This is a genomic window from Fusobacterium varium (genome assembly GCA_021531615.1).
Lineage (GTDB): Bacteria > Fusobacteriota > Fusobacteriia > Fusobacteriales > Fusobacteriaceae > Fusobacterium_A > Fusobacterium_A varium_C.
Map to the genome: position 1 here is coordinate 352,479 of JADYUE010000001.1, position 23,577 is coordinate 376,055.

Here is a 23,577-nt window from a genome sequence, read left to right on the forward strand (position 1 = left end):
TCAAATGTATCAATGGTTACATAATAACTCTTAATTGAGCAATCTTTTACGTTTTTCCTCTTCAGCAATATCAGAATAATATTCCTCTAAGTTCTCATAAAATTCACTCAATAATTCTCCCATATCAAACTCCATAATATCCAATAGTTCAACTATGTCTCTTGAGTCATAAGCCTTCTCAACATTTGTTAATTGCTCTTTAAAATCTTCAATATATTCATCGAAATCTGAATAAATAAAATCCAAAATATGATTCTCTTGTATGATTAAAAGTAGATTGTAGAACCATCTTAAAAAGATTAACATCTCTATTAACTTAATCTCTTCCTCTTCTGTGAGTATTCCTTGATCATCTGTTCCCAATGTTTCAAACATACTAAAGTATTTATCTATGTATCCTCTTGCATCAACTATTGATTCAAGGATAATTCCCCCTTGACTTTTAGTAATAACCTCTATAACCTTTAAATTTTTAACATCAACTATACTATTATCTTTTATAGCATGTCCATTTATATAAATTTTATGAGCTATTTTATCTTCCTTATCAAGTCTTTTATTTATAACTGATATTGCTCTCCCTAAGCTCTTAAAGCTTTTTTGTCCCAATTCAATTTTTACATTATCAACATATACTTCCATCTTTTCTCCTAATTTTCTTTATTTTCCAAAACTTTTTGCCATAGCTATGGAAAAAACATATATCTCCTTAGGTTTTCCCATCTTTTTTAGCTCTTTTATAATCTCTCTTATTGTACTCCCTGTTGTAACTATATCATCAACTAATAATATATTTTTCCCATCTATATTCAATTTTATTTTTCCAAAAGCATTTTCTATATTACTTTCTCTGCTCTCTTTACTTGATAAAAGATACATATGTTTTGTATCCTTTACCCTTTCTATTCTCTGATACTTTATTTTTAATCTCTCTAAAATCTCTTCTACTTGGTTAAATCCTCTCTCTTCCCTTCTCTTTTTACTAATAGGAACAGGAATAACAATATCTATTTTCTTTTCATCTAAAAGATATTTCAAAGGCTTTTTTAGCAAACTACTAATCTCAACTACCAATTCTTTTCTATTTTTTAATTTATAATCAGCTATTACTTTTCTTATATCCTCTTCATAATAATAAAGATAATAGTAGTTTTCCCGATTTTTTAACTCCCCTTTTCTCCTTAAAAGTTTTAAGCAATCATAACATATATATCTATCATCTTCAATTATTTTTCCACAAACTGAGCACTTAGTTGAAAAAAATAGGTTTCTAATACTGAGGTTTAAGCTCTTCATCTTTCTCTGCATCTACTATCTTTGCTGAATATATCTCTGTATAACCACAATTTAAACAGGTTTTAATATAATATGTGCCAAGCTCTAGTCTAAGCCCTGGACTTTTTTCTGGTAAAATAGTTGTTTTTACCTGATATTTGTCACAGCCACATTTCACACATCTAAAATCCAATTTCATCACCCCATACAATATTTTTATCCCATTTAAAATCATTCCCTAAGTAGCTCATACAATCAAATCTACACTGACTATCTTCTAAACTATTTTCAACTAAATATTGCATCGCTGTTTTATATATTCGTGTAATCTTTTTTCTATCTACAGCTTCACTTCCATATCCAAACTTTAATGTTGCCCTATATTTAACCTCTATAAAAATAATAACTTCTTCTTTTTTAGCTATTATATCTATTTCACCGTTTCTATTTCTATAATTACATTGTAATATCTCATACTTTTCTCTTTTTAAAATTTCTACTGATCTAGCTTCATAAATATCACCTTTAGCTCTTTTATTCACTAAAATCACCTGATTTATTTTATAATCTTATTTAAAAAGCTCTTTCTATGAATTGGTAAAACCCCTAATTCCAATAATTTCTCTTTATGTAACTTTGTTCCATATCCCTTATGTTTTTCAAACTTATACTCTGGATATTTCTTCCCTTCTTCAATCATCTCTCTATCTCTTGTAACTTTGGCAATTATTGAGGCTGCTGCAATAGATAAACTCTTGGCATCTCCCTTTATTACAAACTCTTGCTCTCCCTCATACTCTCTTATCTTAAAATTTCCATCAACTAAAACTAAATGATCTGTGCTACACTGCTTTTTCAAATTTTCTAAAGCTCTTCTCATAGCTAAAAAAGTAGCATTTAAAATATTTATCTCATCTATCTCTTCAGGTGTAGCCTCTCCAACTCCAATATAGAAATTTTCCATAATCACATCAAAAAGTTTCTCTCTTTTTTTCTCTGTCAATTTTTTAGAGTCATTTATCTCATCTAAATCATTACTGTATTTTTTTAAAATTGCTGCTGCTGCAACTACATTTCCAGCTAATGGACCTCTTCCAGCCTCATCTACTCCTATTACTATTTCACCTTTTGAAAGATCAAATTCATGTAAAGTCATCTTTGGCTCTTCTATATTTTCAACAACTTCATCTTTTTTCTTTCTCTTTCTTGTTTTTTTCTCTTTAGAATCTTCTAAGGAAAAAAGTCCTATTTGCTCTCCCTTTTCCCCGTTTTTTTTCATTCTAATTCCAACCTTTCTAAAAATTTATTTTTTCTATATCTAAACCAGCAAATTTAGCTGCTCTTTTAAAATCCTCTGGAATTGGTGCTGTAACTACCATCTCTTTTTTACTTATTGGATGAGTAAATTTTAATCTATAAGCATGTAACATCTGTCTATCTATTCCATCAGTACTATTTCCATAAGTAGCATCTCCTAAAATAGGATGATTTAAAGATTTCATATGTACCCTTATTTGATGAGTTCTTCCAGTTTCTATTCTAACTTTTACAAGAGAGTAGTTTTTACTTTCATCTAATATTTCATAATTTGATATAGCAATCTTTCCATTTTCTGTTACAACTGCCATTTTCTTTCTATCTCTTGGATCTCTACCTATTAAAGTTTCAATTCTTCCACTTTTATCTTTAAAAATTCCTTTAGCTATACACACATATGTTTTTTCTAAAGTTTTCTCTTTAAACATATCTGATAAAGTTGTATGAGCTTCATCATGTTTAGCCACAACTATTACTCCACTTGTATCTTTATCCAATCTATGAACTATCCCTGGTCTTATAACTCCATTTATAGTTGAAAGATCTTTTATATGATAAAGTAGAGCATTCACTAAAGTTCCATTATAGTTTCCATGTGCTGGGTGTACAACCATATTAGGAGCTTTATTTATTATAACGATATCTGAATCCTCGTAAATTATCTCAAGAGGTATATCTTCTGGAATCAGATCTAAAGTTTCATCTTCTGGAAGATTTACAACTATTGTTTCTGTACCCTTCAATTTATTTCCACTTTTAGTAGTTTTTTTCCCAGTGATCTCTACATATCCCCCATCAATTATCTTTTGGATATATGATCTTGTAGCATCTTCTATTACTTCATTAAGGAAACTATCTATTCTTTTTCCTTTATCATTTTCATTTGCTTGAACTGTTATTGTTTCTTTTATATTCTCCATATATACTCCATAACTTTTTTCTAAATTATATCATGGTATATGTTATTTTTCCATAATCAACTATTTATTTTAATAATTATTATAAATTAGAAAATATTTTCCTAAGTTTCTCTTTTATTGTGTATTGTTAGATTTTGACAAAGTACCTTTGTATTAGCGATTATTAGTCAAGTTAAGTTATCTAAATTTCTTTTTTAACATCAAGTTGTCTCCATGTCAGTGAATAAAGAATCCCTATGGCTCATTCCGTTGAAAATGCAAAACTCGGCTTCGCCTCAAACACGTTGCATTTTCTTAACTGCATTTCGCTGAGGACTTCTAATATTCACTTCTAAATTCCGTCAACTTGATGTTAGGGATAATTATTTTTACTTTAAATAAATTATAATTTTAATAAAAAAACTGTTGAAATTGATAATACCAACTTATCAACTCTCAACAGTTCCCTCTCAATTAATTCTTCTCATCTAAATTTATTAGATATGAAGAAGATGTCCCATTTTTTCTTTTTTAGTTTTCATATATTTTTCATTTGTTTCATTGAAACCAGTTTCGATAGCTTCTCTTCCAGTAACAACTATTCCGTATTCTTCTAATCCTTTAATTTTTTCAGGGTTATTAGTCATTATTCTAACTGATTTTATTCCTAGAGCTTTAATCATTTGAGCAGCAATAGCATAATCTCTCATATCTGGATCAAATCCCAATCTTACATTTGCTTCTACAGTATCTGCTCCTTGTTCTTGAAGAGTATACGCTTTTAATTTATTAATTAAACCTATTCCTCTTCCCTCTTGTCTTAGGTAAAGAACTACTCCTTCTCCCTCTTCTTCAACTCTTCTCATAGCTCTTTTTAATTGTGAACCACAATCACATCTCAATGATCCTAAAATATCTCCAGTAAAACATTCAGAGTGTATTCTAATAAGGACATTTTCTTTTCCTTTTAAATCTCCCTTAGTTAAAGCAATATGCTCTTTTCCATCAAGTTTATTATCAAAACCTACTATTACAAAGTTTCCTTGAGGAGTTGGCATCTTAGCTTCAACCTCTATTTTCATAAGTTGATCATGTTTCTTTCTATATTTTTGTAACTCTTCAATAGAAATCATTTTTAAATTATGTTTTTTAGCAAAAATTTCTAAGTCATCCATTCTTGCCATCATTCCATCTTCTTTCATAATTTCACAACATAATCCAACAGGTTTTAATCCTGCTAATTTCATTAAATCAACAGTTGCCTCTGTATGTCCATTTCTTTCAAGAACTCCACCATCTTTAGCTTTTAATGGGAACATATGTCCTGGTCTTCTAAAGTCTTTAGGTTTTGCTCCATCTTCAACAACTTTTAAAGCTGTTAATGAACGTTCATAAGCTGATATTCCAGTTGTTGTATCTACATGATCTATTGACACAGTAAAAGCTGTGCAATGGTTATCTGTATTGTCACTACACATTTGAGGAAGATCTAGTTTTTCTATATATTCACTAGACATTGGCATACAGATTAACCCTCTAGCATGAGCTGCCATAAGATTTACATTTTCAAGAGTTGCAAACTCTGCTGCACAAATTATATCCCCTTCATTTTCACGATCTTCATCATCTACTACTATAATTGATTTTCCTGCTCTTAGATCTTCTAAAGCATCTTCTATTCTATCTAACATCAATTTCACTCCTCTTTAAAAACCATTTTCTAATAAAAATTCCATTGTTATTTTACTCTCTTTTTTCTCTTCAGGAGCAGAAAAATTAAGCAATCTTTCAACATATTTTCCAATCAGATCAGTTTCTACATTTATAAAGTCACCAATATTTTTCTTTCCTAAAGTCACCATCTCTTGAGTATGTGGAATAAGAGATACACTAAATGTCTTATCTGTCATTCTCATTACAGTAAGACTAGCTCCATCAAGAGTTACTCTTCCCTTTTCAACAACATATTTCATATATTTTCTATCTACTTCTATCTCATAAATTTTTGCTATTCCCTCTTGAGTAATAGAAACTATACTCCCCTCACAATCTACATCTCCAGTTACAAGATGTCCACCTAGTGGAGTTGATAAAGTAATTGATTTTTCAAGATTAACTCTATCCCCTATATTTAATCTTTTTAAATTTGTTCTTTTAACTGTTTCATACATACAGTCAGCTGTAAAAAAATCTTCTCCTAGCTCTGTTGCTGTTAAACAAGTACCATTAGTTGCTATACTATCACCAACTTTACTTTTTTCCAATACTTTTTTACATTTTATCTTTATTTTAAGAGATTTCTCTCCATTTTCAATAGCTAGAACTTCTCCCATTTCCTCTACAAGTCCTGTAAAAATAGAAATCACTCTCCTTTCTATCTATAGAATTCTACAGATACATTGTTTCCATAGCTATTTATTTTTACATTTTTTAATTGGAAACCATCATCTATATTTTCAAAATTAAATCCTTTAATAAAAGGAATTGCTTTCTCGTCACCTAAAATTTTTGGAGCTATAAATATCTCTCCACCATCAATTACATCTTCCTCAAAAGCTTTAGAAATAAGATAACTTCCCCCTTCTAAAAGAATTGCATCTATTCCCTCTGCTCCTATTCTTTCTAATATCTCTTTTATTTTAAACTCTTTACCTTCTAAAAACAATATTTTAACATCTTTTTCTATTAATTTCTCTATTTTTTCACTATTCTCGTTTAATTTTGAAGTTACTAAGATACTTTTTTTATCTTGAAAATTTACAAATTTTGAAGTTAATGGTATTTTTAACTCTGGATCTATCACTATTCTATATGGATCTCTTCCATCTTCAACTCTTGCTGTTAAGCTAGGATCATCTGCTAACACAGTATTTATCCCTACCATTATCCCCATATATCTATTTCTTAATTTTTGAACTTTCTCTCTTGCAATCTCATTTGTTATCCATTTAGAACTTCCTGTTCTACTTGCAATTTTACCATCAAGAGTAATTCCACACTTTAAAAAAAGATATGCTGTTTTTTTAGAAATATATTTCATAAAGACTCTATTTAATTCCATTGCCTCTTTTTCTAAAACTCCAGTAACTACTTCTATTCCAGCTTCTTGCATCATCTTTATTCCTCTACCTGCAACTAAAGGATTGGGATCTAAAGATGCTATAAAGCATCTTTTTATCCCCATCTCTATAATTTTTTTCGCACATGGAGGTGTTTTCCCATAATGAGAACAAGGTTCTAAAGTTACATATATATCTGCTCCCTTAGCCTCTTCTCCTGCTGCTTCTAAAGCAAATACTTCAGCATGAGGTCCACCATATTTCTTATGGTATCCCTCTCCTATAATCTCTCCATTTTTCACAACAACAGCTCCTACAAGAGGGTTTGGATTAACCTTTCCCTCTCCTTTTAAAGCTAGTTCTAAAGCTCTCTCCATGTACTTAACATTCATGATTACATCCCCTTTAGTAGATTTACCATTTCTATTGCTGTAACTCCTGCATCAAATCCTTTGTTTCCAGCTTTTGTTCCAGCTCTTTGAATTGCTTCTTCAATAGTATTTGTAGTTAAAACTCCAAATATAACTGGTATTTCACTTTCAAGGCTTACAGAAGCAACTCCTTTAGAAACTTCTGCACAAACATAATCAAAATGTGGTGTTGATCCTTTAATTACTGCTCCTAGAGTAATTACTGCATCATATTTTCCTGACTTTGCCATTTTCTTTGCTACTAAAGGAATTTCAAAAGCTCCAGGTACCCAAGCTAATTCAATATCTTCTCCTGCTACTTCATGTCTAACAAGTGCATCTTCCGCTCCACCAATCAGTTTTGATGTGATAAACTCATTAAATCTAGCTGCAATAATTCCAATTCTTAACCCTCTACCTGAATAATTTCCTTCTAATACTTTCATTTTTCCTCCTTTGTTTCAGGACAAATAAAAAGCCCAGATACACTCCGGGCTGTAAAAGCATAAAAAAGACAATCAAAAAAAAGATAATCTTTTCTCTTCTTCCATCCAGACTTTACTGTCGGTTTTGGAATTTCACCAAATCAAGATCCTTCGATCTTCGCGGACTTTACCGCCGGTCGGGAATTGTTAATACTCACCCTGCCCTGAAGATAATTATTTTATTATTATTGATACTTTGATGATAGCACAACTTTGTACAAATTGCAAATATTTTATTCACTCTATTTTCTTTTGCTACTTTGACTCAAAAATATTCCAAGTCCAACTAAAATTATTACTATACCTGTTCCTTGTTGTAAACTTATCTTCTCTGAAAGAATAAAGTAGCTTAATATACAAGTTCCAACTGCTTCTCCAAGTATACTCATAGAGATTATTGAGGCACTTAACCATTTTAAAAGCCAAGTAAATATAAATTGTCCTAAAATTGTAGCCATAAATGCTAGCCCTAAAAATGCTCCCCAAGTTTTCAATGGATAATCTATGAAATTTTCATTTCTCATAAGTGAATAAATAGCTAAAAATACAGATCCACTTCCAAAACTTATAACTGAATATGGAATAGCTGATAAAGTTGTTCTAATATGTTGCCCTACCATGAAATATCCAGCTATTATAGCAGCAGCTACAAGAGCCATTATATCTCCTAGTAATGCCTCATTACTTATTTGTAGATCTCCCCAACCTATTACAACTGAACCTAAGATAGCTATAACACACCCCATTAATGCTAATTTAGAATACTTCTCTTTAAAGATAAAATATCCCCCTATTAGAGCAAATAATGGTTGTAAACAAACTATAACTGTTGAACTAGCAACTGAAGTATAATTCAAAGATTCAAACCATAATACATAGTGAACTGATAGTAAAAATCCTGAGAGTACTCCCATTCCCCATTGCTTTACATTTAACTTTCCTATCTCTCTTCTATTTTCCTCTTTTAAAATTAAAAATGGAACAAGAGCTAAAGTTGTAATCAACAATCTATAAAATGCTGTTATACCTGCTGGTGCTGCTGCAATCTTTACAAAAATTGCCGATGTTGACAGAAAAAATACTGCAAAGAACAGTATTACATATGCCATTGATTTTGATTTCATCTTTCTATAAATTCCTTTCCCTTAAATTTTCTTTCACATTTTACTATTTTTAACATATAAAGTCAAAGGTTTCTATCTTTTCTTTTATTGCTTTTTTCTATAATTTCTGTTAAACTTTTTACTGTATGTAAAATTTTAAATATTCTAGGAGGTTTTAGTGAACAATAGATCAAAGTCTAGTTTTATTGGATTAATTCCATTACTTATATTTGTGATACTATATTTAGGAGTTGGAACTTTTTTACAATTTAAAGGGGTTAGTATGGCATTCTATCAATTTCCATCTCCTGTTGCTATATTTGTAGGAATAATAGCTGCTTTTCTTTTATTTAAAGGAAAAATTTCAGAAAAATTCCATACTTTTTTATCTGGTTGTGGACATCAAGATATAATTACTATGTGTATTATATATCTTTTAGCTGGAGCATTTGCCAATGTTACTGAAAAAATGGGTGGAGTTAGTTCAACAGTTAATCTTGGACTTACATATATTCCCCCACACTTTTTAGCTGCTGGACTTTTCATAATTGCAGCTTTTATATCAACAGCTACTGGTACATCAGTAGGAGCTATCGTTTCAATCACTCCTATTGCTATTGGTTTAGCTGAAAAAAGTGGAGTTCCATTACCATTAATCTTGGCTTCTGTTATGGGTGGAGCAATGTTTGGAGATAATCTATCTGTTATCTCTGATACAACTATTGCTGCTACAAAAACTCAAGGGGTAGAGATGAGAGATAAATTTAGAGTCAACCTTTATATAGCTGCTCCTGCTGCTATTATAACTGTTATTCTACTACTTGTATTTGGTAAACCTATCAATATACCTCAAATTGAAACTCTTCCTTTTGAGATCATAAAAGTTTTACCATATATAACTGTCCTTGTTTTAGCTATCTCTGGATTAAATGTATTTGTTGTTTTAACTACTGGAATTTTATTCTCTGGTATAATCGGAATGAGCCATGGAGCATTTGATTTTTTAACTTTTACTCAAGAGATTTATAAAGGGTTTACAAATATGAATGAGATCTTTTTACTATCAATGTTAACTGGTGGACTTGCAACTATGTGTGCAAATGCTGGTGGAATACAATGGCTTATAGATCAAATTCAAAGAATAATAGTAGGGAAAAAAAGTGCAAAGGTTGGGATTGGACTTTTAGTAGCTTTTACTGATATGGCTGTTGCAAACAATACTGTTGCTATTATTATCAATGGTTCAATAGCTAAAAAAATATCTGAAAAATATGGTGTAGATCCTAAAGAGAGTGCTGCTATCTTAGATATTTTCTCTTGTATCTTCCAAGGACTTATCCCTTATGGAGCACAAATGCTTATTATGATAGGCTTTACAAAGGGAAGTGCCTCTCCTATTGATGTTATGCCACTATTATGGTATCAAATGTTACTATTTATATTTACAATAATCTTTATTATTTTCTCTATTAATGAGAAATTAATTTTAAAATCTAAATAAAAAAATTAAGCAGAGTAAATTAGATAATTTTCCAATTTACTCTGCTATTTTATTTTTTAATCCATCTAGCTAACTCTTCATCAGTTGCTAAAACATAGTGTTCACCATCAATATGATGTTGTGTTCCCTTATTATAATCTATTCCACTACTCTTATAATCATAAGTTTCAGCCTTTCTTATCTTCTCCATATGTGGATCTGGAAGAGGTATAGCTGATAATAAACTCTTTGTATATGGATGAATAGGGTTACTAAAAATCTCCTCAGTAGTTCCAGTTTCTACTAGATGTCCTAAATGAAGTACTCCTATTCTATCAGAGATATATTTTACCATAGAAAGATCGTGAGCAATAAAAAGATAAGCTGCTCCTGTTTTCTTCTGCAACTCTTTCATTAAGTTTACAACTTGAGCTTGAATTGATACATCTAGAGCTGATATAGCTTCGTCAGCTATTATAAGTTCTGGATTCATAATCAATGCCCTTGCTATTCCTATACGTTGTCTTTGTCCACCTGAAAATTGATGAGGATATCTTGTTGCATGTTCATGAGAAAGTCCAACTAAATCTAAAATATGATAGACTTTTTCCTCTCTCTCTTTTTCATCTTTATACATCTTATGAATATCCAATCCCTGTGCAATTATATCTATAACCTTCATTCTAGGATTTAAACATGCCATAGGGTCTTGAAATATCATCTGCATCTTAGTTCTAAGGTGTTTTAACTGATCTGATGAAAGTTTTCCAGAAATTTTGACACCATTAAAAATAACCTCTCCATCTGTTGATTCATATAGACGAATTATAGAACGCCCTGTTGTAGATTTTCCTGAACCTGACTCTCCAACAAGTCCATATGTTTCTCCAGGATATATATTAAAAGAGATTCCATCTACAGCTTTTACTGTAAATTTCTTGTTTATTTTAAAATATTGTTTTAAGTTTTTTACCTCAAGTAGAGGAGTTCTTTCCATAACTATCTTCCCCCTTTTAACATCTTCTCTATACGACGTTTCAATGATGCTGGCATCTCTACTTTTGGAGCATTTTCATGAAGTAACCACGATGATACACGATGTTTACCACCTATATCAAATTGTGGTGGTTCTACTCTAAAATCTATATTTAAAGCATATTCATTACGAGCAGCAAAAGCATCTCCTTCCACTTTATTTAATAGATTTGGTGGTGTTCCAGGTATAGTATAAAGAACCTCATCATGTGTTTCTATATCAGGCATAGATGATAATAATCCCCATGTATAAGGGTGACGAGGGTCATAGAATATCTCATCTACACTTCCCTTTTCAATTATTTTTCCAGCATACATAACTGCTACATAATCAGCAACCTTTGCTACTACTCCTAGGTCGTGAGTTATATATATTACAGAGATATTTTTCTTAATTTGAATCTCTTTTATAAGCTCAAGTATCTTAGCTTGAATAGTAACGTCTAAAGCTGTTGTAGGCTCATCACATATTAAAATATCAGGATCACAAGCTAAAGCAATAGCTATAACAACACGTTGACGCATTCCTCCAGATAATTGATGTGGATAGTTTTTCATACGTTTTTCTGGTTCAGTAATACCTACCTCTTCCAATAATTTTATAGCTTTTTCATATGCTTCTTTTTTAGGAATATGGTAATGATATATCATTCCCTCCATTATCTGCTTTCCTATTGTCATTGTTGGATTCAAAGATGTCATTGGATCTTGGAAAACCATAGCTATACGTTTTCCACAAATGTCTCTTTGTAACTCTTTAGGTGTTAGTTTAATAATATCCTTTGTTATCTTATTTCCATTTTCATCTGTATAATTAAATATTATACTTCCATTTTTAATAAAACCATTATTACTTAAAATACCCATAATAGCTTTTACAGTTACAGATTTTCCTGAACCTGATTCTCCTACTATTGCTATTGTCTCCCCTCTAAATAGGTCTAATCTAACTCCACGAATGGCATTTACAACTCCATTAGATGTACGGAAACAAATATCTAAATCACGAATTGATAATACTCTTTCTCTTTCCATATCTTTCCTACATCTCCTTCATCTTAGGGTCAAATGCGTCTTTCAATCCATCTGCAAGTAGATTAAAACTAAGCATAAGTATAGCTAGTACCATAGCTGGTATAATTGTCATATATGGACTTATCATAAATGATTTAAATCCTTCTGATATCATTACTCCCAATGAAACATTTGGAGCAGGTATTCCCAATCCTACAAAGGAAAGAGTTGTTTCCATAAATATTGCATTAGGTATTGAAAACATTGACATAATAATTAATTGTCCAAAAATATTTGGTAAAATATCTTTAAAGATTATGTGCATATCTGAAGCTCCTAATGTTTTTGAAGCAAGAACAAATTCTTGTTCCTTTAATTTTAACATTTGAGCTCTAGCAATACGACTCATTCCTATCCAACCAGTAAGTACTAAAACAAAAAGTATAGGTATAATTCCTGGTTTTAAAATTACTAACATCAATGTAGCTATTACAAGTGTAGGAATAGAGTTTATAATCTCAACTATACGTTGCATTATCATATCAACTTTTCCACCAAAATATCCAGAGATAAGCCCATAAGTCATACCAACTGCCATATCTATAACTATTGCTGCTGCTGCAACTAATAGAGAAATCCGAGTTCCACTCCATGTTCTCAACCAAATATCTCTTCCCATTGTATCAGTTCCAAAAAAGTAGAAAACATCTTTAACTTTCTTTACAGCATACATATCTTTTCCTCTAGCATATCCATCAACTATTCCAAGATTTTGTAAAAATGGTATTTTTGGAGGTAAACTTTGATGAGCTAGATTATTTCCATTTATTTCAAATGGAGATATCATAGGAGCTACTACTGCTAAAATTATTATTATACATATACATATAAGTCCAACTATAGCTCCTTTATTTGCCACTAATCTTATAAAAAAATCTTTCCAGAAAGAGTTATTTTCATATACTTTATCTATGTGGAGATCCTTACGATGAGCAAGTTTAAAGTCATCTTCTTGGAAAACTATCTTTTCTTCGCTACTCATTTGTTCCTCCTTTCACAATTCTAATACGTGGGTCTATTACTCCATATAATAGATCTACTATCAACATTACAATAATGTACATTAAACTATAAACAAAGGCACATGCCATAATTACATTATAGTCATTAACTTGTATTCCCATTGTTAATAATTGCCCTATTCCTGGTATTGAAAACATCTTTTCTATTACAAGTGATCCTGTCATAAGTCCAACAATTAAAGGAGCTAGAACAGTTACAACTTGTATTAAAGTATTTCTTAAAGCGTGACGGAATATTAAAACTCCCTTACTTAATCCTTTTGATTGAGCAAGTTGCATATACTCACTTCCCAATACCTCTGCCATTTCACTTCTAGTAAAACGTGCTATATTAGCTATTGTAAATACTGAAAGAGCTATTGTTGGCATTATACTAGAAACAAATGGTTGATGCACATTATATAATGCTGGAAGTATATTTAATTCTTTAGCAAATAGTAGGATAAAGAAAAGTGCAAATACAAATGATGGAATAGAAACTCCTATTACAGCTAATATAGATGCTAAAGTATCTATCCATGTATTTTTCTTTAATGCTGCTGTTATTCCAAGTAGTAATCCTACTATAACTCCAATAACTACTGCTTGAAGACCTATACGAATAGATGTCCATAAACGTGCATCTAACATTTGAGATACTGGCATATTTTTTTGAATAGAATAACTTACTCCAAAATCACCTTGAAGCATAAGTTTAAGATAGTTAAAAAATTGTACTATGAATGGCTTATCCAACCCATATTTTGCCTTTACTACTGCCATTTGAGCCTCTGTTAACTTTTCATCATTAAATGGTGTTCCAGGCATTAATTGAAGCATCAAATATAAGATAAAAACTATAACTAAAAGAGTCAAAGCAGCAATGGCTAAACGTTTTAATATATATTTAATCATTTTCCATTACTCCTTATATTTTTATAATAAAAATACAGCACAATACTTTAACAGCATTGTGCTGTATAATTTATCTCACTATTTTCTTACAATATTTTTATAAATTGTAGGAACTCCTACTGAGTGGAATTCAAATCCACTTAAATCTTTTTTAATCATAACAGCTGATCCTGTTTGATATACTGGTAATATTGCTGCATTTTCCATACAAACTCTTTCAGCTTGTTTTAAAGCTTCCCATCTTTCAACAGGTTTTCCTGTAAGTGAACCTTTGCTTGTTTCAAAGATTAAGTTATCATACTCTTTATTTGACCATTCTCCAAAGTTATAAGATGAACCTGTAATCCATAAATCAAGATAAGTCATAGGATCTGCATAGTCTGGTCCCCAACGAGTAAGTCCTAAATCAAATTTATTAGCTCTCATTAATTGTAGACGAGCTTTCTTAGGTTGTTGTTTTAAATTAATTGTAAATCCAGGTAAAGTTGTTTCAATTTCTGATTTTAAAAACTCTGCAACTTTTTTACTAGCTTCTGTATCTTCAAATACTAATTCATAAGCAAATTGATCTTTTCCTAGTTCAACTTTAGCTTTTTCAAAGTATTCTTTAGCTTTAGCTTTGTCTGTTTTTAAATATTCTGGAGATGTTTCACGGAAATCTTTTCCATCAGGACCAGTCGCTAATTTTACTGGAATTGCAAAGTTTGCAGCTATTGATCCATCTTTTAAAAGATAATTAGCTATTTGCTCTTTATCATAAGAAAGTGCTAAAGCTAAACGTAAATTTTTATTTTCTAAACCTGGTACATTTGTATTAGGAGATACAAACCATAAATATCCTCCAAGAGTATTTGTAAATTCAGGAGAATCTTTATATTGCTCTACCATCTCTCCAGTTAATTTTACATAATCAACTGTTCCTTGTTCAAAAGCAACCATTGCTGATTGCACATCTTTAACTACTTGGAAGTTTAATCCATCTATTTTTACTTTATCTGCATCGTAATAAAGATCATTTTTTACCATTGTATAGTTAGCACCTTGATTCCATTCAACCATTTTAAATGGTCCATTTGATAAGATTGCTTCTGGAGTAAGTGCATATTGTTCTTTATACTTATTATAAAAATCTTCACGAATTGGATAAAATGGTGGGAATGCCACTAACTGATTAAGAAATGGTACTGGATAATCTAATTCTACCTTTAAAGTTTTATCATCTACTGCTGTTACTCCTAATTCAGAAGTTGGTTTTTCTCCCTTTGTTACTGCACCTGCATTTTTTATCCCTGCTACTTCTACCATATAAGAATACTCAGAAGCTGTATTAGGATCTGCTAAACGTCTCCATGAGAAAACAAAATCATTAGCTGTTACTGGTTTTCCATCACTCCATTTTGCATCACGAATAGTAAAAATATGTGTTTTTCCATCTTCACTTACTTCTTCTTTTAGTGCCATACCAGGAATTGTATTTCCTGCTGCATCTAATTGATACAATCCTTCAGTTACTGCTGCTATTGCCTCAAATGAAGTTCCATCTGTAGCTAAACTTGTATCCATAGATGAAAGCTCTATTTCATTGGCTATAGTTACAACATTGCTTTTTACTGGTTCAGATTTAGGTTCTGTTATAGTTGCTGCTTCTTTACTTCCTCCACAACCAGAAAGTGTTCCAAGTATAAATAATGTTGAAAGAATCATCTTTAACTTTTTCATACTCTTTTCCCCCTTTAAACTTAACTAATATATGTATATGTGTGTAAGTATACTCCTTATAAAGAGTCTTGTCAAGAATAAATTAAAAAATATTTTTATTTTTTTTATTTTTGAAACTTTTTATTTCAAATATCTATATATTATATTTTTAGTATAACATTCATAAATAAGAAGTATATTTTTTATAATTTATCAATCTATTTTAAATTTAGCTAACAAAATAAGTAAATTTTTGTATCTACTCAGGTATTCAAATTCTACAAAAATTATCTAGCCTAAAGTTTAATTTCTATGATACTAGATTATCTTTTAAACATCAATTTTCAAAACTTCCAATAATCAAGGAGTTTGATAGAACGACTATGATTATTGAGACGCAGAAACAGAGTTTCTGTGATCCTTAATGTAGCACAGGACTTCGCCTGTGTCTCAAAAGTAGTAGTCGTTTACACTTCTCTACTTTTGGAAATTACGGCTTTAGTTGATATTGGGATAAAATTTTGATTCTTATATATTTTATGGGTAATAGGTGAGTAGTTACAGATTTTTTTATATTTTGTATAAAAAAAGAACTGCTTAAATTAATGATTTATCTCATCAATTTATAACAGTTCACTATCTTAAAACTATTTAATTCCTATTATAATTTATCTACTTCACCAATTATAACATCAGCAATTGGTGCAAATAGTTTTTCAGTTCCTTGCTCTTCTCCCTTAGTTAGATTAGCAATTCCCTTAGTCATTGGAAGTTCTCCTAATAAAACAAGTCCCATTTCAGCTAGGAAATCATTTACTCCATTTTCTTCATTGAAGCTTATTTTTGTATTACATTCTGGACATAGAATATAACTCATATTTTCAACTACTCCAACAACTGGAATATTTAATTTTTTAGACATATTTACAGCTTTAGCAACAATCATTGATACCATATCTTGAGGAACTGATACCATTACAACACCATTTATTGGTGTAGATTGCATAACAGTAAGAGCTACATCTCCTGTTCCTGGTGGCATATCTATTAGAAGATAATCAAGTTCTCCCCATAATACTTCTTCCCAGAATTGTTTAACTGCTCCTCCAACAACTGGACCTCTCCATACTACTGGTTCATTTTCATCATCTATTAAAAGGTTTAAAGATATTACTTTTATTCCCTCTTTAGAAACTACTGGAATTATATTTTCTCCATCTCCTGTAGCTTTTTGATCTTTCATTCCCATAAGTCTAGGAATACTTGGTCCTGTAATATCAGCATCCATTATCCCTACTTTGTATCCTCTTCTATTAAGCTCTTTTGCTAGTAAAGTAGTAACTGTTGATTTTCCAACTCCTCCTTTACCACTCATTATCCCAATAACTTTTTTTATATGATTTAATGGGTTGTTTACTATACCACAACTTGCTTTGTCTTTTGTACAAGTGCTTCCTGATGGACAACTTTTACAATCTGCCATTTCTTGCCTCCTTAAATTTTTTTATCATTATTATAATACTCCTACTTATAAACTTTGTCAAATCTTAAATTCTATCAAATTTTCTCTTTTTTTCTATATATTTAAAACTATTTTTTCAAAAAATAAAAAAGCTATACCTCTATCATATTATAAAGATATAGCCTTTAATTATTTACTATTTAGATTGAGCAATTAGTTCATTAGCTTCAGCTATTATAGCATCTGCATCTAATCCGTGAGCTGAAATTCCTTCTCCTAAAGTTTCTCCAGCTGCGATCATACATCCGATACATCCTAATCCATGTTTTCTGAAGATTTCAGCTAGTATAGGATATTGTTGAACTGCTTCTAAAATATTCATATCTTTAGTTATCATTGTTATCACTCCTTAAAATATATAGTTTTTTTACTCTCTAATTATATAAAAATTTACTTCTTATGTCAACTTTTTTCAATATTATCTTCCTACTACATTTAAAAGATCATGTACCCTTACAATTCCAACTAACTTTACATCTTTAAATACTGGTAAAACTGAGATTTGGCTCTCTCTATTCTCCATAAGTTCAAGAGCATCAATAGCCATACTATCTTCACTTACCCTTGTAAAGTTTCTTGTCATTATATCTTTAGCCTTTAAATTAAAGAACTCCTCTTTTCTCTTTAAAGCTCTTCTTATATCTCCTTCGGTGATTATTCCTACCATTAAATCACCATTCATAACACAAACTGCTCCTAATCTTTTTTCAGTCATAACTAAGATTACATTGTCTATGCTACTCTCTTTATCACAAAATGGAATCTTATCATCTTTATGCATTACATCGCTGACTCTCATTAAAAGTCTTTTTCCTAAACTTCCTCCTGGATGGTAAAGAGCAAAGTTTTCAGGTTTAAAATCTCTCATCTTGATTAAGATTGCAGCTAGAGCATCTCCCATAACAAGAGTACTTGTTGTTGAAGACATTGGAGCTAAATTCAAAGGACATCCCTCTCTTTTTACTCCTATATTTAAAATTTTATCTGCTGCTCTTCCTAATTTTGAGTTTCTATTTCCAGTCATTGCAACTATTTTAGCACCAATTTTCTTTATAGATGGAAGTATTGCAACTATTTCATCACTATTTCCACTATTTGAAATAGCTAGAACAACATCATCTTTAGAGATCATTCCTAAATCTCCATGTAACCCCTCAGCAGAGTTCATAAAAACAGCATATGTCCCTGTTGATGCTAATGTAGCTGCTATTTTTTTTCCAATTAGTCCAGATTTTCCTATTCCTGTTACAACTACTTTTCCCTTTGATTCTAAAATTATATTAACTACATCTATCATCTCTGAATCAATTTTTTCTCTTACTATTTTTAATTCTTCTATCTCTGAATCAAATATCTCTTTAGCATAATTAATTACATCCATCCCTTGTCACCGTTGCCAAAAATCTATAAAAATATAGAAATTTGTTTATTTCCTTCTTCATAGAATCCGATTTTGCCGTAGCTACTTTCCTTTGATATAACTCTCCAAAGGCTTAAATTCGGATACAACGCGTCCTACACATTAGCATTTTCTTGTTTGTGAAATTATGCTAATTTATACATAGACAAATTTATTGAAGCATTATAATCTCTATCAATTATCACTCCACAATGTGGACACTTGTAAATTCTATCTTTTAGTTTTAAATCTTTTTTTATATAACCACACTCGCTACAAGTTTTTGATGATGGATAAAATCTATCTGCTACTATTAATTCAATGCCATTTAGTTCTGTTTTATAGATTATATACTGCCTAAACTTGTGAAAACATTGTTTTCTTACTGAATCAGACAAATGTTTATTTTTCATCATTCCAGAAACATTCAAATCTTCTATTACAATTCTGTATGGTTTGGTTTTCACTATACTTGTTGTAACTTGATGGATATAGTTGTTTCGAATGTTTGCTAATTTTCTATGTATTAGTTTTGTTGTATTTTCTAATTTTTCTATATTTTTAGTTTTGATAAATTGGCAACTTCCACCCCCTTCTTTTTTAATTTTATTCATCTCATATTTTCTACTAATTTGTCTTTGTTTCTGCTTTAATCTTTTTTCTAACTTTTTAACTTTTTTAGTTTTATTAATATTTTTAAAAACTTTTCCATCTGAACAAACAGCTAAGTCTTTTAATCCTAAATCTATACCTAATGAAATATCTGTTAATTCTTCCTGCTTTTTATCAACTTCCACTCCTACGGATATATACCAGTATTTATTATCATAAGTAATTCTAGGATTATTATATTTAACATTCCTTGGTATTTGCTCATTTGTTTTTATCCAACCTACTTTTTCAATTAAGACTTTTTTCTCTTTAACGTTTAATTTTGAAGTATCATTGTAAAAACTAGGTTTACTTTTCTTTCTACTCTTAAATTTTGGTTTATTTGCTAAACCTTTGAAAAATCTTTTATAAGCATTACAAGCGTCTTTTACAGCTTGCTTAGTAACATTATTTGATACTTCATTTAACCAAATTAGTTCTGACTTTTTTAATTGAGTTAATTCTTTTCTGATAATTCCATCGCTAATAAATTTACCACCATTTCTATAATTTTCTTCCTGTTTCGCAAGAGTATAATTATAGATAAATCTAGCAGTTCCAACAGATTGCCACAATTTTTGTTCTTGCTCTTTAGTTGGATAAAGTCTAACTTTCTTCGCAAGTATCATCTTCTATTAACTCCTTAATCATTTTTTGTGTTATTTAATATTGTACACTAATCTATAAGCTATTTATATATTATTATATAAAATTACATATTTTTAATAACAGTTCTAAGCCCCTAATTATCTTCCTTTTACAAGGTCATCTATTTTTATTGCCACTTTTAATATCTCTTCTAAATCAGATAGATAAAGCATATTTGGTCCATCTGATAGAGCTTTTTCTGGGCTAGGATGAACCTCAGCAAATATTGCATCTACTCCTATTGCAAGTCCTGCTCTCATTAGAGGGTAAACATACTCTCTATCTCCAGAAGTAGCTGTTCCTAATCCTCCTGGTTTTTGTACAGCATGAGTTACATCAAATACAACTGGGTAACCAAATTTTCTCATTTCTAAAAGAGATCTCATATCTACAACCATATTGTTATATCCAAATGTACTTCCTCTTTCACATAACATAACTTGAGGATTTCCACTTTCTTCCATCTTCGTAACTACATTTTTCATATCCCAAGGAGCTAAAAATTGTCCTTTTTTTACATTTACAGGAAGTCCTGTTTCAGCTGCTGCAATTAAAAGATCTGTTTGTCTACATAAAAATGCTGGTATTTGAAGTAAGTCTACTACCTCAGCAGCTTTTTTACATTGCCATACTTCATGTACATCAGTAACAACTGGTACGTCGTATGTTTCTTTAACTTTTTTTAATATTCTTAATCCCTCTTCTATTCCAGGTCCTCTATATGAGTGGATAGAAGATCTATTTGCTTTATCAAAAGATGCTTTAAAAATATATTTTATTCCTAATTTATCACAGATAGCTTTTATCTTTCCAGCAACTTCCATAACTAACTCTTCAGATTCTATAACACAAGGTCCAGCTATTAGTGCAAATCTATTATTTCCACCAATTTCAATATCTTTTCCAATTTTAACTTTTTTTACTTCGTTAATTAGCATTTTTCCCCCTTTATTTTTCCTGTTTTTTTCTTATAATCTCACGTCTTGCAATCTCTCTATCATCAAAATGAATCTTCTTTCTTCCAAGAATTTGATAAGTTTCATGCCCTTTTCCAGCTAATAGAATTATATCATTTTTTTCTGCTAATTCTATCGCTTTTGAAATTGCCTCATCTCTATCTAAGATAACTATATGATTATCTTTTTTCATTCCAACTAATATATCATCTATTATTTTTTGAGGCTCTTCTGTTCTAGGGTTATCTGATGTAACTATTGCTAGATCACTTAAATTTTCAGCAATTCCACCCATTATCGGTCTTTTACTAGCATCTCTATCTCCACCACAACCAAAAACAGTTATTACTCTTCCTCTTTTTAATTCATTTATACTTTTTAAAATATTTTCAAGAGCATCTCCAGTGTGACAATAATCTACAATTACTCCAAAATCTTGTCCACAATTTACAAGCTCATATCTTCCTGGTGCTCCCTTTGCTCCCTTTATCTTCTCTATTATTGTTTCTATATCTATTCCCAATAATACAGCTACTGAAATAGCCCCAAGAACATTATACATATTGTATCTTCCTAAAATAGATAACTTTATCTTAGTTGTAAAATTATCTATTTTTATTTCTACCTCTTGTCCATCTCCATGAAACTCTAGTATCTTCCCTTTAGCTCTTCCTTCGTTGTACATTCCATAAGCAATTCCACCAAAGTCAAAAGATAATCTTTTTCCATAAAGATCATCAATATTGATTACACAATTATTTTCACAATCTTTTTTCATCATTGTAAAAAGTTTTCTCTTAGCTTGGAAATAATCCTCCATATCCTTGTGAAAATCTAAGTGATCTAAAGTCAAGTTAGTAAACATAGTCACATCAAACTCTAGCATATCTACTCTTCCTAGAGCTAAAGCATGTGAACTAACCTCCATAATCATATATTTTATGCCTTTTTCCACAGATTTTTTGCACATCTTTACAATATCTAATGATTCTGGAGTTGTATTAGGAGCTTCTATTATCTCATCTCCTATTTTATATTCAACAGTTCCTATTCTTGATACATTTTCACTACCTAAAATAGATTCAAGAAGATAAGTTGTTGTTGTCTTTCCATTAGTACCTGTAATTCCTATTATTTTTAGATTTTTTTGTGGATAATCATAAAATTTTGAGGCTACGATCCCTAAATTTTTTCTCAAATCTTCCACTAAAATATATTCAACTGGAAATTTAGTTTCTACCTCTTTAGAAACTAATATACAAGTTGCACCATTTTTTACTGCTTGTTCTATATAGTTATGTCCATCTACAACTGCACCTTCTAATGCAACAAATATATTTCCCTCTTTTATTTTTCTTGAATCATATTCAATTCCTGTATAAACTTGATTTTCATTTTTCTCTTTTAAAACTCTATATTTTAATCCTGCTAATATTTTATTCATATATGCTCCTAAATTAAATAAGAAAATCAGTCAGCCTCACTTAGCTGACCATATTCTTCATATGTTATTTTCTCTAATTGTTTCTTATATTTTATCAGTTCATTTGTCAACTGGTTTTGCAATCGAAAAAAATTTTCATTTAATTCATCCATATAGACCCAGTCTGGATTCTCTTTTCTCATCTCTTGTTGAATTCTAATTCGTATAGTTTTTAATTGTTTTTTTATATCATTTGATTTTATAAGGAGATTTTCTCTCAATCCTATAATCTCATCTTTTTGTTTATTAGTTAGATTACTAAAGTACACAGTACACCCGTCAACAACTATTTCATTAGCATATAAAGGTATCATAGAAAAAAACAATGTCAATATTAGCAAATTGATATATCTCATAATTAGCCTCCAGTTTATACAGCTATTTTTTTAATTATATTAGACCTCTGTGTCATATTTGTGACAACTATATCCTTTTAATATAAATTATAAAATAACTATAAAACTATCATTTTAACTGATATTTAAACATTTTCAATTTGCCAATCAATTTCCTCTTTTCCTAACGATTTTAGTATACTATTTATCTTTTTAAAGTGTCCACAACCGAAAAAACCATTCCATGCTGAAAGAGGACTTGGATGAGCTGCTTCTAAAATATAATGTTTTTTCTGATCAATAAATTTTATTTTTTTTCTAGCATTAGCTCCCCATAATACAAATATTACTGGCTCTTCTCTCTCATTTAAATACTTTATTATATTATCAGTAAAAATTTCCCATCCTATTTTTGAATGAGAGTTAGCTTCTCCTGCTCTAACTGTTAAAGCTGTATTAAGAAGAAGTATCCCTTGTTTTGCCCAAGGAACTAGGTATCCATTATTAGGTATATATGTTCCTAGCTCCTCCTTTAACTCTTTATACATATTTTGTAAAGATGGGGGTGTTTTGATTCCAATATTTACAGAAAATGCCAATCCATGAGCTTGATTTGGTCCATGATATGGATCTTGCCCTAAAATTAAAACTTTACAATCTTTAAAACTTGTTAATTTCAAAGCTGAAAAAATATCATCTGGCTTAGGATAGATAGTTCTACTTCTATATTCACTTATTAAAAACTTTCTCAAATTTTGATAATACTCTTTTTGAAATTCATCTTTTAATATCTCATCCCAATCATTTCCTATATTTACCATCTTTTCCTCCA

General features: G+C 30.3%; 25 protein-coding genes and 1 riboswitch. Of the genes, 1 reads left to right on the top strand and 24 read right to left on the bottom strand.

The genetic code is table 11. The features are described from left to right. Positions 1–30: 30 nt before the first annotated feature. The 11 genes from I6E31_01730 to I6E31_01780 all read right to left on the bottom strand — a co-directional run bounded on the left by I6E31_01730 (position 31) and on the right by I6E31_01780 (position 8,569). Positions 31–642, bottom strand: coding sequence for a chemotaxis protein (locus tag I6E31_01730; protein ID MCF2638686.1), 612 nt, complete (start codon positions 640–642; stop codon positions 31–33). Positions 643–660: 18 nt separating this feature from the next. Beyond that, a complete protein-coding gene (locus I6E31_01735) occupies positions 661–1,296 on the bottom strand; it encodes a ComF family protein (protein MCF2638687.1) in 636 nt (211 codons plus the stop codon). After that, complete coding sequence (locus tag I6E31_01740) at positions 1,271–1,474, bottom strand: hypothetical protein (protein MCF2638688.1); 204 nt, start codon at positions 1,472–1,474, stop codon at positions 1,271–1,273. The genes I6E31_01735 and I6E31_01740 overlap by 26 nt, the downstream gene beginning before the upstream one ends. Further along, the gene (locus I6E31_01745; protein ID MCF2638689.1) at positions 1,458–1,817 is read right to left on the bottom strand and encodes a YraN family protein; all 360 of its coding nucleotides are present in this window, start codon (positions 1,815–1,817) and stop codon (positions 1,458–1,460) included. The genes I6E31_01740 and I6E31_01745 overlap by 17 nt, the downstream gene beginning before the upstream one ends. Before the next feature lie 14 nt (positions 1,818–1,831). Then, positions 1,832–2,554, bottom strand: coding sequence for a ribonuclease HII (locus I6E31_01750; GenBank protein ID MCF2638690.1), 723 nt, complete (start codon positions 2,552–2,554; stop codon positions 1,832–1,834). A 16-nt stretch (positions 2,555–2,570) separates the two neighbouring features. After that, complete coding sequence (locus I6E31_01755) at positions 2,571–3,512, bottom strand: RluA family pseudouridine synthase (protein ID MCF2638691.1); 942 nt, start codon at positions 3,510–3,512, stop codon at positions 2,571–2,573. Positions 3,513–3,988: 476 nt separating this feature from the next. Next, positions 3,989–5,182 (bottom strand): bifunctional 3,4-dihydroxy-2-butanone-4-phosphate synthase/GTP cyclohydrolase II, encoded by a 1,194-nt coding sequence (locus tag I6E31_01760; GenBank protein ID MCF2638692.1) that lies wholly within the window; start codon positions 5,180–5,182, stop codon positions 3,989–3,991. 15 nt (positions 5,183–5,197) lie between these two features. Beyond that, the gene (locus I6E31_01765; GenBank protein ID MCF2638693.1) at positions 5,198–5,848 is read right to left on the bottom strand and encodes a riboflavin synthase; all 651 of its coding nucleotides are present in this window, start codon (positions 5,846–5,848) and stop codon (positions 5,198–5,200) included. Between the two features lie 17 nt (positions 5,849–5,865). Continuing rightward, positions 5,866–6,927, bottom strand: coding sequence for a bifunctional diaminohydroxyphosphoribosylaminopyrimidine deaminase/5-amino-6-(5-phosphoribosylamino)uracil reductase RibD (ribD, locus tag I6E31_01770; protein MCF2638694.1), 1,062 nt, complete (start codon positions 6,925–6,927; stop codon positions 5,866–5,868). A gap of 17 nt (positions 6,928–6,944) precedes the next feature. Next, positions 6,945–7,406 carry a 6,7-dimethyl-8-ribityllumazine synthase gene (locus I6E31_01775; GenBank protein MCF2638695.1) on the bottom strand — a complete coding sequence of 154 codons (462 nt, stop codon included), beginning with the start codon at positions 7,404–7,406 and terminating at the stop codon, positions 6,945–6,947. Between the two features lie 89 nt (positions 7,407–7,495). Then, positions 7,496–7,621, bottom strand: a riboswitch (FMN riboswitch). Between the two features lie 66 nt (positions 7,622–7,687). Further along, complete coding sequence (locus I6E31_01780; protein ID MCF2638696.1) at positions 7,688–8,569, bottom strand: DMT family transporter; 882 nt, start codon at positions 8,567–8,569, stop codon at positions 7,688–7,690. 157 nt (positions 8,570–8,726) lie between these two features. Between I6E31_01780 and I6E31_01785 the strand changes: the two genes are divergently transcribed. After that, positions 8,727–10,049, top strand: a complete 1,323-nt coding sequence (locus I6E31_01785; protein ID MCF2638697.1) for a Na+/H+ antiporter NhaC family protein — start codon at positions 8,727–8,729, stop codon at positions 10,047–10,049. 49 nt (positions 10,050–10,098) lie between these two features. Here I6E31_01785 and I6E31_01790 read toward each other — a convergent pair whose 3' ends face one another. From I6E31_01790 to I6E31_01850, 13 genes are all read right to left on the bottom strand, one after another. Continuing rightward, entirely contained in the window at positions 10,099–11,025 is a 927-nt protein-coding gene (locus tag I6E31_01790) for an ABC transporter ATP-binding protein (protein MCF2638698.1), read from the bottom strand. A gap of 2 nt (positions 11,026–11,027) precedes the next feature. Continuing rightward, positions 11,028–12,098: an ABC transporter ATP-binding protein gene (locus I6E31_01795; protein MCF2638699.1), complete on the bottom strand. Its 1,071-nt coding sequence runs from the start codon at positions 12,096–12,098 to the stop codon at positions 11,028–11,030. Positions 12,099–12,105: 7 nt separating this feature from the next. Continuing rightward, the gene (locus I6E31_01800) at positions 12,106–13,119 is read right to left on the bottom strand and encodes an ABC transporter permease (GenBank protein ID MCF2638700.1); all 1,014 of its coding nucleotides are present in this window, start codon (positions 13,117–13,119) and stop codon (positions 12,106–12,108) included. Beyond that, positions 13,112–14,053: an ABC transporter permease gene (locus I6E31_01805; protein MCF2638701.1), complete on the bottom strand. Its 942-nt coding sequence runs from the start codon at positions 14,051–14,053 to the stop codon at positions 13,112–13,114. Before I6E31_01805 ends, I6E31_01800 begins: the two co-directional genes overlap by 8 nt. 78 nt (positions 14,054–14,131) lie before the next feature. Beyond that, positions 14,132–15,772 carry a peptide ABC transporter substrate-binding protein gene (locus I6E31_01810; GenBank protein ID MCF2638702.1) on the bottom strand — a complete coding sequence of 547 codons (1,641 nt, stop codon included), beginning with the start codon at positions 15,770–15,772 and terminating at the stop codon, positions 14,132–14,134. Between the two features lie 640 nt (positions 15,773–16,412). Beyond that, positions 16,413–17,234: an Mrp/NBP35 family ATP-binding protein gene (locus tag I6E31_01815; protein MCF2638703.1), complete on the bottom strand. Its 822-nt coding sequence runs from the start codon at positions 17,232–17,234 to the stop codon at positions 16,413–16,415. A gap of 175 nt (positions 17,235–17,409) precedes the next feature. After that, entirely contained in the window at positions 17,410–17,610 is a 201-nt protein-coding gene (locus I6E31_01820; protein MCF2638704.1) for a DUF1858 domain-containing protein, read from the bottom strand. Between the two features lie 81 nt (positions 17,611–17,691). Next, positions 17,692–18,654 (bottom strand): KpsF/GutQ family sugar-phosphate isomerase, encoded by a 963-nt coding sequence (locus I6E31_01825; protein MCF2638705.1) that lies wholly within the window; start codon positions 18,652–18,654, stop codon positions 17,692–17,694. Positions 18,655–18,818: 164 nt separating this feature from the next. After that, positions 18,819–19,952, bottom strand: coding sequence for a transposase (locus tag I6E31_01830; protein MCF2638706.1), 1,134 nt, complete (start codon positions 19,950–19,952; stop codon positions 18,819–18,821). Positions 19,953–20,069: 117 nt separating this feature from the next. After that, positions 20,070–20,909, bottom strand: coding sequence for a 3-deoxy-8-phosphooctulonate synthase (kdsA, locus tag I6E31_01835; GenBank protein ID MCF2638707.1), 840 nt, complete (start codon positions 20,907–20,909; stop codon positions 20,070–20,072). 10 nt (positions 20,910–20,919) lie between these two features. Further along, positions 20,920–22,371, bottom strand: a complete 1,452-nt coding sequence (locus tag I6E31_01840) for a UDP-N-acetylmuramoyl-L-alanyl-D-glutamate--2,6-diaminopimelate ligase (protein ID MCF2638708.1) — start codon at positions 22,369–22,371, stop codon at positions 20,920–20,922. 26 nt (positions 22,372–22,397) lie between these two features. Continuing rightward, on the bottom strand, positions 22,398–22,766 hold the full coding sequence (locus I6E31_01845; protein ID MCF2638709.1) for a hypothetical protein: 369 nt from the start codon (positions 22,764–22,766) through the stop codon (positions 22,398–22,400). 125 nt (positions 22,767–22,891) lie between these two features. Next, positions 22,892–23,566, bottom strand: coding sequence for a uracil-DNA glycosylase (locus I6E31_01850; GenBank protein ID MCF2638710.1), 675 nt, complete (start codon positions 23,564–23,566; stop codon positions 22,892–22,894). Between the last annotated feature and the right edge of the window lie 11 nt (positions 23,567–23,577).

What these genes read in the sequence shown, in the direction of transcription:
- I6E31_01730 (MCF2638686.1), bottom strand. Translation starts at nt 642, where the DNA reads ATGGAAGTATATGTTGATAATGTAAAAATTGAATTGGGACAAAAAAGC.
- I6E31_01735 (MCF2638687.1), bottom strand. Translation starts at nt 1,296, where the DNA reads ATGAAGAGCTTAAACCTCAGTATTAGAAACCTATTTTTTTCAACTAAG.
- I6E31_01740 (MCF2638688.1), bottom strand. Translation starts at nt 1,474, where the DNA reads ATGAAATTGGATTTTAGATGTGTGAAATGTGGCTGTGACAAATATCAG.
- I6E31_01750 (MCF2638690.1), bottom strand. Translation starts at nt 2,554, where the DNA reads ATGAAAAAAAACGGGGAAAAGGGAGAGCAAATAGGACTTTTTTCCTTA.
- I6E31_01755 (MCF2638691.1), bottom strand. Translation starts at nt 3,512, where the DNA reads ATGGAGAATATAAAAGAAACAATAACAGTTCAAGCAAATGAAAATGAT.
- I6E31_01760 (MCF2638692.1), bottom strand. Translation starts at nt 5,182, where the DNA reads ATGTTAGATAGAATAGAAGATGCTTTAGAAGATCTAAGAGCAGGAAAA.
- ribD (MCF2638694.1), bottom strand. Translation starts at nt 6,927, where the DNA reads ATGGAGAGAGCTTTAGAACTAGCTTTAAAAGGAGAGGGAAAGGTTAAT.
- I6E31_01775 (MCF2638695.1), bottom strand. Translation starts at nt 7,406, where the DNA reads ATGAAAGTATTAGAAGGAAATTATTCAGGTAGAGGGTTAAGAATTGGA.
- I6E31_01780 (MCF2638696.1), bottom strand. Translation starts at nt 8,569, where the DNA reads ATGAAATCAAAATCAATGGCATATGTAATACTGTTCTTTGCAGTATTT.
- I6E31_01790 (MCF2638698.1), bottom strand. Translation starts at nt 11,025, where the DNA reads ATGGAAAGAACTCCTCTACTTGAGGTAAAAAACTTAAAACAATATTTT.
- I6E31_01795 (MCF2638699.1), bottom strand. Translation starts at nt 12,098, where the DNA reads ATGGAAAGAGAAAGAGTATTATCAATTCGTGATTTAGATATTTGTTTC.
- I6E31_01800 (MCF2638700.1), bottom strand. Translation starts at nt 13,119, where the DNA reads ATGAGTAGCGAAGAAAAGATAGTTTTCCAAGAAGATGACTTTAAACTT.
- I6E31_01805 (MCF2638701.1), bottom strand. Translation starts at nt 14,053, where the DNA reads ATGATTAAATATATATTAAAACGTTTAGCCATTGCTGCTTTGACTCTT.
- I6E31_01810 (MCF2638702.1), bottom strand. Translation starts at nt 15,772, where the DNA reads ATGAAAAAGTTAAAGATGATTCTTTCAACATTATTTATACTTGGAACA.
- I6E31_01815 (MCF2638703.1), bottom strand. Translation starts at nt 17,234, where the DNA reads ATGGCAGATTGTAAAAGTTGTCCATCAGGAAGCACTTGTACAAAAGAC.
- I6E31_01820 (MCF2638704.1), bottom strand. Translation starts at nt 17,610, where the DNA reads ATGATAACTAAAGATATGAATATTTTAGAAGCAGTTCAACAATATCCT.
- I6E31_01825 (MCF2638705.1), bottom strand. Translation starts at nt 18,654, where the DNA reads ATGGATGTAATTAATTATGCTAAAGAGATATTTGATTCAGAGATAGAA.
- I6E31_01830 (MCF2638706.1), bottom strand. Translation starts at nt 19,952, where the DNA reads ATGATACTTGCGAAGAAAGTTAGACTTTATCCAACTAAAGAGCAAGAA.
- kdsA (MCF2638707.1), bottom strand. Translation starts at nt 20,909, where the DNA reads ATGCTAATTAACGAAGTAAAAAAAGTTAAAATTGGAAAAGATATTGAA.
- I6E31_01840 (MCF2638708.1), bottom strand. Translation starts at nt 22,371, where the DNA reads ATGAATAAAATATTAGCAGGATTAAAATATAGAGTTTTAAAAGAGAAA.
- I6E31_01845 (MCF2638709.1), bottom strand. Translation starts at nt 22,766, where the DNA reads ATGAGATATATCAATTTGCTAATATTGACATTGTTTTTTTCTATGATA.
- I6E31_01850 (MCF2638710.1), bottom strand. Translation starts at nt 23,566, where the DNA reads ATGGTAAATATAGGAAATGATTGGGATGAGATATTAAAAGATGAATTT.